This window comes from Achromobacter animicus (assembly GCF_902859585.1).
Taxonomy (GTDB): Bacteria; Pseudomonadota; Gammaproteobacteria; order Burkholderiales; family Burkholderiaceae_B; genus Achromobacter; species Achromobacter animicus.
Genome location: NZ_CADIJM010000017.1, coordinates 1 through 13,336, shown reverse-complemented (window position 1 = coordinate 13,336; position 13,336 = coordinate 1). Strand labels below are relative to the sequence as shown.

The window sequence follows — 13,336 nt, the reverse complement described above, 5'->3', positions numbered from 1 at the left end:
AATGTCGAGCTATGTCTATTCCAATCCTTATGTATCACCAGATCGGCGAGCCCAACCCCAAGGGCACGCCGTTTCGCGGATTGACGGTACATCCTGATAGCTTTGCTCGGCAGATGCGCTGGATGCGCCGGCTCGGTTACCGCGGGCTGTCCATGCGCGACGTCATGCCGTATGTCCGTGGCGAGCGCCAGGGCAAGGTATTCGGCATCACATTCGACGACGGCTTTCGCAACGTGCATCACAACGCGATGCCGGTATTGAGCGAATTGGGATTCACCGCCACCAACTATTTCGTGGCTCGGCAGTTCGACGGCGGCAACGTGTGGGACCTCCAGAAGGGCATCCCGTTTTCACCGCTGATGACCGTGCAGGAAATGCGGGAGTGGGCGCAGGCGGGCAACGAAGTCGGTTCGCATACGCTTGACCACGTCCATCTTCCCGAGCTCGCGCCCGAAGAGGCGCGGCGCCAGATCGTCGAGTCCAAGGATGAGCTCGAACAGGCGCTCGGAGCGCCGGTCACCGCGTTCTGTTATCCGTACGGCGACCATGGCCCGGAGCACCAGGCCATGGCGCGCGAGGCTGGATACGACAATGCCACGCTCACCAAGCGCGGCCTGGCGGCGGCGTCCGACGATCCCTTCGGTCTGCCGCGGGTGACGGTGGCGCGCTCCACCAACATCATCCGTTTTCTCCAGAAGTGCCTCACCCGGTATGAAGACAGCCGCCGGCGCGCATAATCGGCGGCTTCGCATTGCGCTGTTGGTGGACCGCTTCGGCAAGCGTTTCGGAGGCGCAGAGGCGTATGGCGTCGAGCTGATGCGTGTGCTCGGCAAGCGGCACGACGTCACGGTGGTCGCCCGGGATTTCGACAGCGATCTGCCTTTCGATTTCTTGCCCGTGCGGTTTCCCGGCTGGCTCCCAAGCTGGACCCGGGTGCTGTATTTTGCCTGGCGCGCTGACCGTCTCACTCGCGGCCGCTTCGACATCGTGCATTCGCACATGAACGGCTGGGCGGGCGAGATCCAGGTCATGCACGTAACGCCGGTCCGCTACAACCACGTCACCCGGGTCAAGCCGCTGCAGCGCCTGACCGCCTGGCTCAGTCCGCGCCTTGCCACCTATCTGACGCTGGAATGGCTGCGCGTGCGCAAGACCCCCCGGCGCCGCGTGGTCGCGGTGTCCGGCCTCATCATGGACCAGCTCCACCGCAGCTACGGCGAGCAGCTTCCTGTGGATATCATCGCTCCGGGCGTCAAACTGCCGGCCCCGGATGGCAACGGCGCCCGCGCCGCCCTGCGGGCGCGGCTGGGCTGGGATGCCGACACGATCGGCTGTCTGCTGGTGGCGCGCAATCCGCTGCGCAAAGGCCTGCCGGCGCTGCTGGATGCGCTGGCGCTGCTGCCACCCCAATACAGGCTGCTGGTCGTAGGCGCCGACGGACCCACGCACGATCGAGTCCACGCCGCGGGCGAGGTCGCCTCCCGTGTCACCTTGATCGATCCTACGTCGGACGTCGGCCAGTATTTCAACGCAGCCGACATCTACGCCCATCCGACGCTGAACGACAGCTACGGCATGGCGCCGCTGGAAGCCATGTCGCATGGCCTGCCGGTCATTGTCAGCTCTCCGGTCTATTGCGGATTCGCGCAGTATCTGTCGGCGGGCACTGACGCGCTCATCCTGTCGGACCCGCGTGATGGCGCCCAGCTGGCGCAGGCGCTGGAAAGCCTGGGGGCGAACCCCGAGCTGCGCGCAGCGCTCACGACGCGGGGCCTGGAAATCGCCCGGGACCAAAGCTGGGAGACCGTAGCGTCGCGCTTCGAGGCGCTGTACGAACAGGTGCTGCTCGAGCGCAACTAAAAAAACGGGGCTGCGAGCCCGTTTTCAGTGGTGCGGCGCTGTCGCCCGTTCCAGGTCGGCCAGCCAGTGGATGGCGTGTGCGCGGTCCGATCCGCACATCTCGTGCTCCGGCTGCAGTCCGCCGCAGAAATCCGGGCGGGAAGGGTCGCCAAAGATGGCGCACCGCATGTCCGGCAGCAACTGAATACAGGGCACGCCCGCGGGCTTGCCGTGCGGCATGCCCGGAATGGGGCGCGTGATCGACGGCGCGATGCAGCAGGCGCCGCATCCCGCGCGGCATTCCAGCGCGGTGGCGGCCAGGCTCATACCCATCCGCGCAACCAATAGACAAAAAGCCCGGCGTATTCCTTCACGATCGAGCGGCTGGCGTCGAACGTACGTTCGTCGGGCAGCCACAACGGCAGCGAGCCGTCAGCCGGCGCCACGATCTGCGGCGGCGCGGGGGCGGCAATCACTTCCACGCCCTGCTTGGAAAAGGCCGCCATCGCGCGGGGCATGTGCAACGCGGACGTGACCAGGAGCACCTTGCCGATGCCGCGGGACTTGAGCTGGTCCTCGGTCAGCGTGGCGTTTTCGTACGTGGTGCGGCTGGCGTTCTCCAGGATCAGCGCCGACTCCGGCACCCCTTGCTGGCGGATCGCGTGCGCCATCCCGCGGGCTTCGCTGACGTCGCCTTCCAGGGCGCCGCCCGACAGCAGCACCTTGGGCGCGCGGCCCGCCAGATACAGCTGGGCGGCCGCGTCCACGCGCACGATGGCCGTGTCCTTGTCATAGGGCAGGAACCAGTTGGCGCGGCCGTTTGCGGTGTTGCCGCCCAGCACCACGATCGCGTCTGCCGTTGGCATTTCGGTGGGCGGTTTGTGCGGATACCGGTTCTCCAGCGCGCCGCCAGCCCACAGTGACGTGGCGGGCAAGGACCAGGCCAAGGCCCAGAGCAGACCCGCGGCAACGAGGGTCAAGCCGATCTTGCGAAGCCGGAACAGTCCCAGCACCAGGCCAAGGACCACCAGAGTGATGCACAAGTTGAAGGGAATGATCAGATTCGTGAGATAGCTGGAAAAGGTCATTTCGAGACTGTCCTGATTACTACGTACCATCCAGCAGGCGCTCGGCCTGCCGTGTCACTTCTTCCTGCGACGGCCACGCCTGGTCGGAGCCGACGCACACCGCGCGCGGGGACCAGGGGCCGGTGCGCTGCGGTTGCGTCACGCCGAACAGCGTGAGCTGCCGGGCCGATGCCGCCGCCGCCACGTGCGACACGCCGGAATCGTTACAGATCACCAGCGTGGCCCGCGCGGTCAAGGCCGCAAAGGCGCCCAGTCCCAGCGGGGGCAGCAACTGCGCCGTGGGCGCATTGCGCCGGGCTTCGTCGGTTTCGGCCGGAGGGGGGCACATTACCACGGTATGGCCGCGGGCCTGCAGGGCGCGCGTCAGTGTATCGAATCCGGGCCAGACCTTGATCCGGCCCTTGTGCAGGCCGGTGGCGGTGGGCGCGATCAGGACGTAGGGCCGGCCGTCCAGCCCGGCCTGGACCAACGCCTCGCCCGCCGCGCGTTCGTGCGCCGGCGTCAGCGGCAGGTCCAGCGTCGGCCCCGGCTTGGCCGGACCGCTCGGCAGATTCCACCGGGTCAGCGCTTCGCAGGTGAGGTGATGCCAGGACTCGACGGCGTGCATCGGCTGGCCGGGCTTGGCGAACGGCCAGCGCAGCAGGAAGCTGCGGCCATCGTCGCGATAGCCCGCCGACGGCACGCCGGCCAGGCGGAAAACCAGCGCGCTGGACAGGGAATCCGGCAGCAGCAGGCCGCGGGCGCGGCGGCCTTGCGCACCCAGCCCCCGGCGGTGCGCGCTGACGGCCGCCCGGTCCGGGCCCACCTTGCCTCGCATGGGAATGAAATCCAGCTTGTCCACGCCATCGAGCAGATCGCGGGCCCAGGGACGGGCGCAGAGGACCAGGGGCAGACCGCTTGCGGCCAGGGCACGCAGGCTGGGCAGGCTCATGCAGACATCGCCCACCCAGTTGGGCAGGCGGACATACAGGCAACTGATATCGGACATGGAAGGGCGCACGGGCGCGGATAGGGCTAAGGGGGCGGGGACGGCGCGCACGCGCGCAGCCGGTACAATCCTGGGCACAATTGTATAAAAGCGAGTGATCCCTTTGAATTCTGCCGCACGGAATGCGCCAGCGGGCTCCCAACCCGTCAAATCCGAACTCTGGTCCCGGATCTACAGCCGCGTGGGTTCCTATTGGAAGGGTTTGTTGGCGGCTGTCCTGCTGATGGCGGGCGCCGCAGCCACGCAGCCTGTGCTGGCGGTCATCATGAAGCCCCTGCTCGATGGCGGCTTCTCCGGCGCCAAACCGTATTACGTCTGGGCGCTGCCGCTGGCGGTCGTCGGACTGATCCTGGTGCGCGGCATCTGCAACTTCTTCAGCGACTACCTGCTGGCCTGGGTGGCCAACAACGTGCTGCTGGGCATGCGGCGCGACATGTTCGAACGCCTTCTGGGCCTGCCCGACGCGGACTTCAAGCGCGGCGACACCGGCCGCCTCCTGAACCGCTTCACCATCGACGCCGGCAACGTTACCGGTTACGCCACCGACGTCATCACGGTGCTGGTGCGCGAAACCCTGGTGGTCATCGCCCTGATCTGCGTGCTGCTGTACATGTCGTGGGTGCTGACCCTGATCATCCTGGTGATGTTGCCGGTCTCGGTCATGATCTCGCGCTTCTTCATCAAGCGCCTGCGCCGCATCAACCGCGAAACCGTCAACATGAACGCCGAATTGACCCGCGTGGTCGGCGAGGGCATCGACGGCCAGCGCGTCATCAAGCTGTTCGACGGCTACGAAGTCGAACGCGGCCGTTTTGATTTCGTCAGCCGCCGCCTGCGCCGCTTTGCCATGCGCACGGCCACTGCCGATGCGGCGCTGACTCCGCTGACCCAGGTCTGCATCTCGATCTCCGTGGGCGCGGTCATCGCCGTGGCGCTCAGCCAGGCCAACAGCGGCTCGCTCACCGTGGGCAGCTTCGCCTCGTTCATGGCCGCGCTGGCCCAGATCTTCGACCCCATCAAGCGCCTCACCAACGTGGCCGCCCGCATGCAGAAGATGCTGGTGTCGGCCGAAAGCGTGTTCACGCTGATCGACCAGGTGCCGGAAAACGACACCGGCACCAAGGAACTGCCCGAACCCGTCCGCGGCAAGGTCGAATTCCGCAACGTGTCGCATCGTTTCCCCGATGCCGACCGCGACACGGTCAACGACATTTCCTTCGTGGTCGAACCCGGCCAGACCGTCGCCCTCGTGGGCCGGTCCGGCAGCGGCAAGACCACGCTGGTCAACATGCTGCCTCGCTTCGTGCTGGCCGATAGTGGCCAGATCCTCGTGGACGACGTGCCTGTCGACGACCTGACGCTGCGCAGCCTGCGCTCGCACCTGTCGCTGGTCAGCCAGGACGTCGTGCTGTTCGACGACACCATCGCGGCTAACGTCGGCTACGGCGCGCTGGGCAAGTCCAGCGAGCAAAAGGTGCGCGACGCGCTCGCCGCCGCCAACCTGCTCGAGTTCGTTGAAGGCCTGCCGCAGGGCATCAACACGCCGGTGGGCGAAAACGCCGCGCGCCTGTCCGGCGGCCAGCGCCAGCGCCTGGCGATTGCGCGCGCGCTCATCAAGAACGCACCCATCCTGATCCTGGACGAAGCCACGTCCGCGCTAGACAACGAATCCGAACGCCAGGTGCAGGCCTCGCTGGAGCGCCTGATGAAGGGCCGCACCACGCTGGTCATCGCGCACCGCCTGTCCACCGTGCAGAACGCCGACCGCATCATCGTGCTGGACGCCGGACGGATCGTCGAACAGGGGCCGCACGCCGAACTCCTGGCAGCCGACGGCCTGTACGCCTCGCTGTACAAGATGCAGTTCCGGGAAGACTGAGCCGTCGCGCGTCGTTCCCCAGCCGCCGCCCTTCGGGGCGGTTTTTCATTGCCGAAGTTCCTGTTTGCCAATCCCGTGGTTTGCCGGAAAATGGCCCCAGCCCGTGCGTAGCGGGCTGGGCGGCGTCCCAGGCGCTTCGGCCCGCCATGCAACCAGGAGCGCTCCATGGCCCTGCCTTCCGAAGGCAATCAAGTCCTCAACGTCGTCGTTCTGCTCGGCGCAGCGGTGATTGCCGTCCCTTTGTTCAAGCGCCTCGGGCTGGGTTCGGTCCTGGGCTATCTGGCCGCCGGTCTGGCGATCGGCCCCTTCGGCATCGGATTTTTCTCCGATCCCAAATCCATCCTGCACGTCGCGGAACTTGGCGTGGTGATGTTTCTGTTCATCATTGGCCTGGAAATGCAGCCGTCGCGCCTATGGAAGTTGCGCGGCGAGATCTTCGGGCTGGGCGTCGCGCAGGTGCTGGTCTGCGGCGCGCTGCTCACGGGCGTGGGCTTGCTGGCCGGCCTGCCGGGCGCCGCCGCGTTCATGGCGGCAATGGGCTTTGTGCTGTCGTCCACGGCCATCGTGATGCAGATCCTGGCCGAGCGCGACGAGACCACCAGCGCGCAGGGCCAGCGCATCGTCTCCATCCTGCTGCTCGAAGATCTGGCGATCGTCCCGCTACTGGCGCTGGCTGCCTTGCTGGCGCCCGCGGGCAGCGGCAGCGATGGCGATCCCTGGTTGCAGGCGGCCATCGCGGTCGGCTGCATTCTGGCGCTGCTGGCCGCCGGCCGGTGGCTGCTCAATCCGCTGTTCCGCCTGCTGGCCGCGGCGCACGCGCGCGAAGTCATGACCGCGGCGGCGTTGCTTGTCGTGCTGGGCGCGGCGCTGCTGATGGAACTGGGCGGACTTTCCATGGCCATGGGCGCATTCCTGGCGGGCGTCCTGCTGTCCGAGTCCACGTTCCGCCATCAGCTCGAGGCAGAGATCGAACCCTTTCGCGGCATCCTCCTTGGCCTTTTCTTCCTGGGCGTGGGCATGTCGCTGGACCTGTTGGCCGTGGCGCGCGAATGGCCGCTCATCCTGGCGGGCGTCGTCGTCTTCATGGCCGTCAAGTCCGTGGGCGTGTATGTCGTGGCGCGGCTGCTTCGCGCAACGCATGCCGAAGCGATCACCCGCTGCGCGTTGCTTGCGCAAGGCGGCGAATTCGCCTTCGTGCTCTACAGCGCGGCGGCGGAAAAAGGCATCTTCGATGCGCATACCGGCGCGGTGCTGACCGCGGTCGTCATCATTTCCATGGCGCTCACGCCGCTCTGCGTCCTGGCGTTGCGCTGGCTGTTGCCCAAGCCCGTGCCCTCCATGGACGGCGTGGACGTGGCCCGGGACTTGGACGGTTGCGCGCTGATCGTGGGTTTTGGCCGTTTCGGCCAGATCGTGACCCAGGCGATGCTGGCCCGCGGGGTCAAGGTATCCATCCTCGACACCGATACCGACGCGATTCGCGCTGCCGCGAAATGGGGCGTCAAGGTGTATTACGGGGACGGTACGCGTGCCGACATGCTGCGTTCGGCGGGCGCCGAGAATGCCTGCGCCATCCTCGTGTGCATCAACGACCCGCGAGCCGCCACGCATATGGTGCAACTCATCAAGTCCGAATTTCCGCTCGTGCGCCTGGTGGTGCGGGCCTACGACCGCATTCATTCGCTGGCGCTTGCCCGCGAGGGCGTGGATTTCCAGGTCCGCGAAACGCTGGAATCGGCGCTGGTGTTCGGCGAAGCGGCGTTGCGCGCCATCGGCGTGCCCCCGGACGAGGCCGAGGAGGTCATCCAGGACGTCCGGCAACGCGACACCGAACGCTTCGACCTCGAGGTGGCGGGCGGGCTGTTCGCCGGCCGCTCATTGCTCTACGGAAATATGACTGGTCAACCGGATGGCATAAACGACCGGCCGGACCGCGAAACTGGCGACGCCGCCGCAAGTCCATCCGCCTGACGGTTGTTTTTCGGCGCGCATTTCGGCTTCTTTGCATTACTTTACGCATCATTTCACGCGCAAAATCAAACGGCTAGGGTAGATTAATCCGCATGACGCTTCACTCAGGAAGCGCTTTTTGCCAGGGGGCTGCCATGCTGCAAACGGACCGTAATTCGACCACGTCGCACGTCATCGGAATCGAGCTTGCCCGGCGTCAGGCCATGACGCTTCGCTGCGGGTTCTCGGGCGTGCTGACGCGCCAGTTGATGGCGCAGGCCGGCGCGGTGGGGCCCGCATGGGCCATCAACGCCCACCGCGAAACCGACAAGGCGCGCGGCGCCAAGGCCTTTCCCTTCCGCATCGCCGCCGCAGTCTCCTGAAATCCGGCTCGGGCGCGCCGCGCCCGTCACCAGCTTCGCGCCGCGCCCGTCTCCAGGTTCGCGCCGCGCCCGTCGCCAGCTTTGCGCCGCGTCACCTGCGGCCCCATCCCGCCATCAATACCGCCACCCGCGCTGATCGCCGCCCACGGTTCCGTGCCCCGGGCGGCGATGCCTTGCGCCCGGCATCGGACACCGGCATCATCATGCAGAACTTGCAGATGAACTACGCCACCCCGAACGCCATCGCGAAGGAGCGCCGTATTGAAATCCCGCGGGATCGTGCACCGCACGCTGTACGCGCTGGCCGGCCTCGTCGCCATCGGTATCTGTGCAGCGGCCATTTCCCTGTTATGGATGGATCGCCGCGTCACGTGGGAAGCCGCCTACGTATCGGCCCGCAACCTGGCCAGCGTGCTCGCCGCGGACATCGGCCGCACGTTGCACGTCTACGACCTTTCGCTGCAAGGCGTGGTCGAGCGCCTGCAAGACCCCGGCATTGCCGACCTCGACCCGCAATCGCTGCACCGGTTCCTCTTCGACCGTTCAGCCACGGCCGCGTATCTGGGCGCCATCGTCGTGCTCGACGCCCAAGGCAACATACGCTACGACTCGCTGGCCTTGACGCCGCCCAAGCTCAATTTCGCTGACCGCGATTACTTCCAGGTCCACCGGGACGCCGACGACATGGGACTCTTCGTCAGCCGGCCGTACACCAGCCGCTTGCGCGGCGGCGATGAAAGCATCGCCATCAGCCGGCGCATCACCAACCCCGATGGCAGTTTCGGCGGCGTGGTGGCCGGGTCCCTGCGTACGGCATATTTCCGCGACCGCTTTGCCGAAGTGTCCATCGGTCCGCACGACGCCATCACGGTCTTTCGCAACGACGGCGCCGTTCTCTTGCGCAATCCGTACTCCAGCGCCGACGCCGGCAGCGGCATCGACGTGCCGCTCGACTTCCAGCAATACCTGATCGGCCGCGAGGGCGCATTTGTCGGCGTGCTTTCGCACGACGGCGTCAATCGGCTCTATGCGTTCGACGCCATCGAGCGCACGCCGCTCGTGATCGACGTTGCGCTGGCCGTCGATGACCTGCTTGAACCGTGGGTCCGGCGCGCCGCGCTGATCGTGCCCATTACGTTGGCGCTCTTTGCCTCGGTCATGGCGCAGATCGTCCTCTTCAGGCGCGAGATGCGCTGGCGGCAGGCATTCGAAGCACAGTTGGCGCGGCAGGCGCAGACAGACGGGCTGACCGGCATCGCCAACCGGCGCACCTTCGACGACATACTGCAAGTGGAATGGGCGGCCGCGCGGCGCGATCGCACGCCGTTGTCGCTGCTGTTTCTGGATGCCGACCACTTCAAGCGCTACAACGATCGGTATGGTCACCAGGAAGGCGACGTGCTGCTCCGGACGCTGGCCCTCACATTTCAGAAAAAGGCCCGCCGCCCGCGCGACCTGGCGGCCCGTTACGGGGGCGAGGAGTTCGTGGTGCTGCTGCCCGAGACCGGCCTCGAACAAGCACAGGACATTGCCGAAGGCATCCGGCGCGCTGTTGCGGAGCTGGCCGTTGCGCATGAGGACAACGAAGGCGGTATCGTCACCGTCAGCATCGGCGTGGCCACGGCCTTGCCACAGGGAGACGATGGTTCGGCGGCGCTTGTGGAAGCCGCCGACGCCGCGGTGTACCAGGCGAAGGAATCCGGCCGCAACTGCGTGGCTGCGGCGTCCGGCGTGATAACCGCGCCGGCATGAAAAAGCCCCGCCGCACCTTCAGGTGGCGGCGGGGCGATGCGCAGTGTCGGGTATTGAAGCGGCCCCTTAGCGGCCCATCACCACGGCCTGCAAACGGGTCTGGGCCTGCTGCACATTCTTGGCCTGTGCATTCATCTCTTGCAGCAGCTTGTTCAGCTCGGCCTGCACGGCAGGGTCCGTCACGGACACGCTGTTGCCGGAGATCTCGATCTTCGACTTGTTCGCTTCCACGTAATCGGCAACCTTCAGGGCAACGTCGTAGGTGGCGTTGATCTGCGGCAGCACATCGGCAAACGTATCAGCCGGCAGGGTGATGGTCTTCTCGTAAGCCTTGTCGTACACGACCTTCAGGTCTTCAGGTTGCTTGAGCTGGGCGCGCGCCGCGTCGGCCTTGGCACGGTGTTCTTTCAGCGCCGCATTCATGTCGTTCAGACCGGCACGAACCGTCTTCAGGTCCTCGCGACGCGACACGATATCGTTCACCGAGCGCACCTGACCCTTCTGCAGGATCCCCGACAACGGCTTGACCGAGGCGTCCATGCCCGCGTTGAAGTCGGTGATCACCGCGTATTGGGCCGCGTAATCGCCAAACGACTTCTTTTCTTCATCCGTCAGTTTCGGCACGCGCACGCCCGGCTTGTCCACGATGCGCGTTTGCAGGAACTGCGTGAATGCGGCGCGCTGTTCGGGCTCCTTGTCGCCGCAGGCGGCCAGCACCAGCGGCAGGGCCGCGATCAGCACCAGGAAAGGACGGAATAGGGACTTCATTGCAATGACCTCCGATTGACTAGGGAAAAGCGCCGAGGCGGTTACCCACCCGGCAAAGCGCCCGCAGCTTATCGATAACCCTAAGTCGCCGCCATGGGTTTCAGAATTCATTGCAAACGAAGCTTTAAGTCACAAAATCCATACATGTCGAGTTGAAGCGTATGGGCGAATCAGGTAGGCCTCGTCGCAATCGCCATCGCATTGCATGGGCAGCGCGGTGAAGAACGGCTCGCCGTGCGGTTCACAGCCCGGCTCGCCGGCCAGAATGTGGTCTCCTGCTGCGTCACATTTCCGCCGCGTGATCCCGTGGATCTGGTGATGCATGAAGTAAAAAAGCCGCGCAAACGTGCGCGGCTCTTCATTCGGTCCGATGACTAGGCATTCTTCTGATGCCGTCATACCAGGATGATGTCGTACTTCTCCTGCGAGTACGTCGCTTCCACTTCCAGCGACACCCGCTTGCCCACGAAGTCACCCAGCATCGCCAGGTGCTGGCTTTCCTCTTCCAGAAAAAGGTCGACCACTTCCTGCGAAGCCAGAATGCGAAACTCCTTCGGGTTGAACTGCCGCGCTTCTCGCAGAATCTCCCGCAGGATTTCGTAGCAGACCGTGCGCGGCGTGCGCACATTGCCGCGCGACTCGCACATGGGGCAGGGCTCACAAAGCTGATGCGCCAGCGAATCGCGCGTGCGCTTGCGCGTCATTTCAACCAGGCCCAGTTGCGTAAAGCCATTGACGGTCATGCGGGTTCGATCGCGTGACAGCGCCTTCTTCAGTTCCGCCAGCACCGTGTCACGGTGTTCCTGTTCCTCCATGTCAATGAAGTCCAGGATCACGATGCCACCCAGATTCCGCAAACGCAGTTGGCGCGCGATCGCCTGCGCCGCCTCGAGGTTGGTCTTGAAGATCGTGTCATCGAAATTGCGGCCGCCCACAAAGCCACCCGTGTTGACGTCCACCGTCGTCAACGCTTCCGTCTGGTCGATGATCAGATAGCCGCCCGACTTCAAGTCGACCCGGCGCGACAGCGCGCGCGCAATCTCATCGTCCACATTCGCCGTATCGAACAAGGGCCGCTCGCCGCTGTAATGCTGGATGCGGTCCACCACCGACGGCGTGTAGACACGCGCCCATTCCAGCATCGCAGCAGTCGTCGTCCGCGAATCGACCAGAATCGACCCGGTATCGGGCCCGACCATGTCACGCAGCACGCGCTGCGCCAGCGTCAGGTCCTGGTGCAACAGCGCGGGGGCGGGCTGTGTGCGGGCCGACGCCTGCACACTCGTCCATAGCTTGCGGAGATACTCCACGTCCGCCGTCAGCTCAACGTCATTGGCGCCCTCGGCCTGCGTGCGCACGATGAACCCGCCTTTTTCATCAGACGGCATCAACGCTTGCAAACGTTCCCGGAGTTGGATGCGTTCCGACTCCGAATCGATCTTTTGCGAAATCCCGATATGCGGATCGTGCGGCAGGTACACCAGCATCCGCCCCGCCATGCTGATCTGCGTGGAAAGCCGCGCGCCCTTGGTGCCAAGCGGATCCTTGACTACCTGCACCATCAGGGTCTGTCCCTCAAAAATCAGCTTTTCAATCGGCGTGGGCGTCAGCCCTTGGCTGCGTTCGGCGCGATTCTCACGAAGATCCGCAATATGGATGAACGCCGCACGCTCCAGCCCAATGTCGATAAAGGCGCTCTGCATTCCTGGAAGCACCCGGACGACCCGCCCCAGATAAATGTTGCCGACGTGGCCCCGTTGAATGCTTCGTTCGACGTGCAGTTCCTGAACCGAACCTTGTTCCACCAGCGCAACGCGGGTTTCGAACGGGGTGACGTTGATCAGGATGTCTTCGCTCATGGCGATCGCAGGGGGCATAACGGGTCTGTCTCCAATGAGATGCGGCGTACAGGCGAATAGTAAACGTACATGCTAGCCCCGCCATCAGCGGCTGCCGCCCTCTATATATATAGGGAAGACCGTTCGCAAGCCATGCCGCTGTCGACCGAACAGGGCAGATCGGCTGGAAACCTTAGAGGCCAACAACAATTTTGCGACGCCGCCATGACAGCTCAAAATTCTGTGCTATAGTCTCGCTCCTTCGCAGCTCACACAGTTTTTGAGACGCGAAGCCAAGCAAGTGCAACAGGCGAGGCGGGGGCATCCCGGCATCACCTGCCGCAACGGCAACCAGAAATGAGCGCTCCGCGGTTATTGCAAAGATCGACGCAAATTAGGCAGAAGCCAGTTGCAAGATCTGCAAAAATTGTGCTATAGTCTTGGGCTTGGCAGTTGCTGAAAAATTAGGGTTTACCCTGACGTTTCGATAGTTGCTAGGGCAGGGCGAAAGTCCTGGCGAGACCTGAAGAGGTCGCCGCAAGAAAGCAAAGCAAAATGCGCAGCTGACTTGACAAGCGATAAAAACTTCTTCATAATCTCGTTTCTCTGCTGCAACGACAGCGACGACGCGAAAGCGAAGTTGGCCGAAGTTGAAGGCAGAAACCAGTAGTACAGAATTTAGCAGTACCGCTCTTTAACAATTAAACAACCGATAAGTGTGGGCGCTTGATGCGAGTGCAGCGGTTTGGGTTTCGGCCTGGATCGCAAGCACAAGAAATCAAGTGCTCACTAGAAGTGAAGTACCTTAGACGTCAAGTTTAAGAACATACCTCACTTCCTTTGAGTAGCGA

At 64.5% G+C, this 13,336-nt stretch carries 12 protein-coding genes; 6 read left to right on the top strand and 6 right to left on the bottom strand.

Features of this window, described 5'->3' with window-relative positions:
• Positions 1-11: 11 nt before the first annotated feature.
• Complete coding sequence (locus HV681_RS24600) at positions 12-737, top strand: polysaccharide deacetylase family protein (protein WP_175125707.1); 726 nt, start codon at positions 12-14, stop codon at positions 735-737.
• Positions 712-1,860 (top strand): glycosyltransferase family 4 protein, encoded by a 1,149-nt coding sequence (locus HV681_RS24595; protein ID WP_175125704.1) that lies wholly within the window; start codon positions 712-714, stop codon positions 1,858-1,860. The genes HV681_RS24600 and HV681_RS24595 overlap by 26 nt, the downstream gene beginning before the upstream one ends.
• A 24-nt stretch (positions 1,861-1,884) precedes the next feature.
• Here the strand turns inward: HV681_RS24595 and HV681_RS24590 are convergent, their stop codons facing one another.
• From HV681_RS24590 to HV681_RS24580, 3 genes are read right to left on the bottom strand one after another with little or no spacing between them, the layout of a single operon-like run.
• Complete coding sequence (locus HV681_RS24590) at positions 1,885-2,166, bottom strand: YkgJ family cysteine cluster protein (protein ID WP_224776749.1); 282 nt, start codon at positions 2,164-2,166, stop codon at positions 1,885-1,887.
• Entirely contained in the window at positions 2,163-2,927 is a 765-nt protein-coding gene (locus HV681_RS24585; RefSeq protein ID WP_175125700.1) for a YdcF family protein, read from the bottom strand. The genes HV681_RS24590 and HV681_RS24585 overlap by 4 nt, the downstream gene beginning before the upstream one ends.
• Before the next feature lie 19 nt (positions 2,928-2,946).
• Entirely contained in the window at positions 2,947-3,915 is a 969-nt protein-coding gene (locus tag HV681_RS24580; protein ID WP_175125698.1) for a glycosyltransferase family 9 protein, read from the bottom strand.
• 103 nt (positions 3,916-4,018) lie between these two features.
• On the opposite strand from HV681_RS24580, the gene msbA reads away from it, so the two are divergent.
• From msbA to HV681_RS24560, 4 genes are all read left to right on the top strand, one after another.
• On the top strand, positions 4,019-5,794 hold the full coding sequence (gene msbA / locus HV681_RS24575) for a lipid A export permease/ATP-binding protein MsbA (RefSeq protein WP_105238104.1): 1,776 nt from the start codon (positions 4,019-4,021) through the stop codon (positions 5,792-5,794).
• A 165-nt stretch (positions 5,795-5,959) separates the two neighbouring features.
• Positions 5,960-7,765, top strand: a complete 1,806-nt coding sequence (locus HV681_RS24570) for a monovalent cation:proton antiporter-2 (CPA2) family protein (protein WP_175125696.1) — start codon at positions 5,960-5,962, stop codon at positions 7,763-7,765.
• A 134-nt stretch (positions 7,766-7,899) separates the two neighbouring features.
• Positions 7,900-8,127: a hypothetical protein gene (locus HV681_RS24565; RefSeq protein ID WP_175125694.1), complete on the top strand. Its 228-nt coding sequence runs from the start codon at positions 7,900-7,902 to the stop codon at positions 8,125-8,127.
• 261 nt (positions 8,128-8,388) lie between these two features.
• Positions 8,389-9,879, top strand: coding sequence for a sensor domain-containing diguanylate cyclase (locus tag HV681_RS24560; RefSeq protein ID WP_175125692.1), 1,491 nt, complete (start codon positions 8,389-8,391; stop codon positions 9,877-9,879).
• A 66-nt stretch (positions 9,880-9,945) separates the two neighbouring features.
• Here HV681_RS24560 and HV681_RS24555 read toward each other — a convergent pair whose 3' ends face one another.
• The 3 genes from HV681_RS24555 to rng form a co-directional block, all read right to left on the bottom strand.
• Positions 9,946-10,647 carry a DUF3053 domain-containing protein gene (locus HV681_RS24555; protein ID WP_175125690.1) on the bottom strand — a complete coding sequence of 234 codons (702 nt, stop codon included), beginning with the start codon at positions 10,645-10,647 and terminating at the stop codon, positions 9,946-9,948.
• A gap of 129 nt (positions 10,648-10,776) precedes the next feature.
• Positions 10,777-11,046 (bottom strand): hypothetical protein, encoded by a 270-nt coding sequence (locus HV681_RS24550; RefSeq protein ID WP_175125688.1) that lies wholly within the window; start codon positions 11,044-11,046, stop codon positions 10,777-10,779.
• Entirely contained in the window at positions 11,043-12,506 is a 1,464-nt protein-coding gene (gene rng / locus HV681_RS24545) for a ribonuclease G (protein ID WP_175125773.1), read from the bottom strand. Before rng ends, HV681_RS24550 begins: the two co-directional genes overlap by 4 nt.
• Positions 12,507-13,336 lie beyond the last annotated feature (830 nt).

What these genes read in the sequence shown, in the direction of transcription:
- HV681_RS24600 (WP_175125707.1), top strand. Translation starts at nt 12, where the DNA reads ATGTCTATTCCAATCCTTATGTATCACCAGATCGGCGAGCCCAACCCC.
- HV681_RS24595 (WP_175125704.1), top strand. Translation starts at nt 712, where the DNA reads ATGAAGACAGCCGCCGGCGCGCATAATCGGCGGCTTCGCATTGCGCTG.
- HV681_RS24590 (WP_224776749.1), bottom strand. Translation starts at nt 2,166, where the DNA reads ATGAGCCTGGCCGCCACCGCGCTGGAATGCCGCGCGGGATGCGGCGCC.
- HV681_RS24585 (WP_175125700.1), bottom strand. Translation starts at nt 2,927, where the DNA reads ATGACCTTTTCCAGCTATCTCACGAATCTGATCATTCCCTTCAACTTG.
- HV681_RS24580 (WP_175125698.1), bottom strand. Translation starts at nt 3,915, where the DNA reads ATGTCCGATATCAGTTGCCTGTATGTCCGCCTGCCCAACTGGGTGGGC.
- HV681_RS24570 (WP_175125696.1), top strand. Translation starts at nt 5,960, where the DNA reads ATGGCCCTGCCTTCCGAAGGCAATCAAGTCCTCAACGTCGTCGTTCTG.
- HV681_RS24565 (WP_175125694.1), top strand. Translation starts at nt 7,900, where the DNA reads ATGCTGCAAACGGACCGTAATTCGACCACGTCGCACGTCATCGGAATC.
- HV681_RS24555 (WP_175125690.1), bottom strand. Translation starts at nt 10,647, where the DNA reads ATGAAGTCCCTATTCCGTCCTTTCCTGGTGCTGATCGCGGCCCTGCCG.
- HV681_RS24550 (WP_175125688.1), bottom strand. Translation starts at nt 11,046, where the DNA reads ATGACGGCATCAGAAGAATGCCTAGTCATCGGACCGAATGAAGAGCCG.
- rng (WP_175125773.1), bottom strand. Translation starts at nt 12,506, where the DNA reads ATGAGCGAAGACATCCTGATCAACGTCACCCCGTTCGAAACCCGCGTT.